Here is a 2,431-nt window from a genome sequence, read left to right on the forward strand (position 1 = left end):
TATCTGGTAATGGTTCTTTACTATCTTTAGCCTCATTTTTATTAGAAGCATTAGTACCATTTTTAGGTGAATTAGGCGGAACTACATTATTGTTAGAACCTGACTCGGAATCGCTATTTGAATCACTGTCTGAGTCGTTGTCTGATCCTGTGTCACTCGTTGAATCGGAATCTGAATCACTTGATGAATCGGAGTCACTACCTGAGTCTGAATCACTCGCTGAATCCGAATCGCTATCTGAATCGGAGTCACTATCTGATTCTGAATCGCTGTCTGAATCGGAGTCACTATCTGATTCTGAATCGCTGTCTGAGTCTGAGTCACTATCTGAATCTGAATCACTGTCTGAGTCTGAGTCACTATCTGATTCTGAATCGCTATCTGAATCTGAATCACTCGCTGAATCCGAGTCACTATCGGAATCTGAGTCACTGTCGGAATCTGAATCGCTATCGGAATCTGAATCGCTGTCTGAGTCTGAGTCACTGTCGGAATCTGAATCGCTATCTGAGTCTGAATCACTGTCTGAATCTGAATCGCTATCGGAATCTGAGTCACTGTCTGAGTCAGAATCGCTGTCTGAATCTGAATCGCTGTCTGAATCTGAGTCGCTATCTGAGTCGGAATCGCTATCTGAGTCGGAATCACTGTCGGAATCTGAATCGCTATCGGAATCTGAGTCACTGTCTGAGTCGGAATCGCTATCGGAATCTGAGTCACTGTCTGAGTCGGAATCGCTATCGGAATCTGAGTCACTGTCTGAGTCAGAATCGCTGTCTGAGTCAGAATCGCTGTCTGAATCTGAGTCGCTATCTGAGTCGGAATCGCTATCGGAATCTGAGTCACTATCTGAGTCTGAATCGCTCGCTGAGTCGGAATCACTCGCTGAATCTGAATCGCTCGCTGAATCTGAATCGCTCGCTGAATCTGAATCGCTCGCTGAATCTGAATCGCTTGCTGAATCTGAATCACTTGCTGAATCTGAATCACTTGCTGAGTCTGAATCACTTGCTGAATCTGAATCACTTGCTGAATCTGAATCACTTGCTGAATCTGAATCACTCGCTGAGTCTGAATCACTTGCTGAATCTGAATCACTCGCTGAATCTGAACCACTATCTGATGTAGAATCACTGCCAGAATCTGAACCGCTATCTGAATTAGAATCGCTGCCAGAATCTGAACCTGGGTCAGAATCTGAATCCTCTGGAATTGGTTCAATTTCACCAGGCTCATCAGGTTGTTCAGGAACAACTGGTTTATCGATACCGTCACCAGAACCTGATCCGTTATTAAATGCTACTTCGTTGTCCCATGACATAGATCTCCATATAAAATTAGAATCATAACCATAAAATGTCGAACGTAGTGCTAAATCACCTGTACTAGCAGGATCAATATGGCCATTAACAACTACAATATACGGTGTTGTAATTTGGTCATCGTCCGTAGGAAATTCTACTTTGTATTGATTAGCATTTGGAAATGAAATTCTAACTTGATTAGTTACATCTTCAAAATCGCTAGGATTCACATAATAACTTTCAGATAAATCATTAGCATTATCGACTCTATAAACTTTAATATCAGTGTTTTTTGCATCTATTAACGCATTACTCTTTGTATTAGGAATTAAATTACCTGTTAAGGCAGGTAACACAACGTTATCTCCGCTTGGATTGACATAAATTGTTTGGCGATACGTATTATTTGTTTTATCGATTTGATCAATCGTACCTTTAATTGATAAATTATGGAATTGTCCATATTTCTCATAGTCGATTAATACTGTCTTACTAGCAGTATTGGTTCCTATGCCAGTTGTCAATGTCACATTACCTGTCTTTGTAACATTTTCAGGGTCAATATAAGCTGGCATAGTAATATTAGCTGTTACATTTTCTTTATTATCAACATAGTCTGTAAATGTATAAATAACATTACCATCACTATCGATTACACCATTTGCCAATACTTGATCTCCAGCCATAATTGGTGGCACTTTAGCAGTTGAAGTTACACCATTTAAGTTTAATTCTTTAGGTACAGTTATTTTGAATGTGTCACCTTTAACAGCAGAATTAGGCACTGAAAAACCATAATTCAGTTTGACATAACCTGCTTGGTGCGGATACACAGTCGTACCAGAGTCAATAGTAACTTTCACATCTGTCAACTGATTCGTAATATCTGTGCCAGCTGCCGGTGCATCTGCAGCTACTGCCGCTAAACTAAATGCTCTCATTCTAGGCGTACTTGGATTAACCGCTTGACTAACTACATCTTTATTACTTGCATCTGTATTCTGTGGAGCTGATTCATTGTTTGAAGGTGTTGCTTCAGTTGAAGTATCTTGCGTTGTTGAAACATTTTCCGCATTTGTAGAATTTTGAGGTGAATTTACAGATGATACTGTATTAGTATCATTAGA

1 protein-coding gene is annotated in these 2,431 nt (G+C 39.9%); it reads right to left on the reverse strand.

The annotated features are described in order from the left end of the window. A partial coding sequence (gene clfA / locus IDG60_RS11030) for an MSCRAMM family adhesin clumping factor ClfA (RefSeq protein ID WP_241013363.1) occupies positions 1–2,431 on the reverse strand: 2,431 nt, incomplete at both ends.

Source organism: Staphylococcus sp. EG-SA-2, assembly GCF_017152085.1.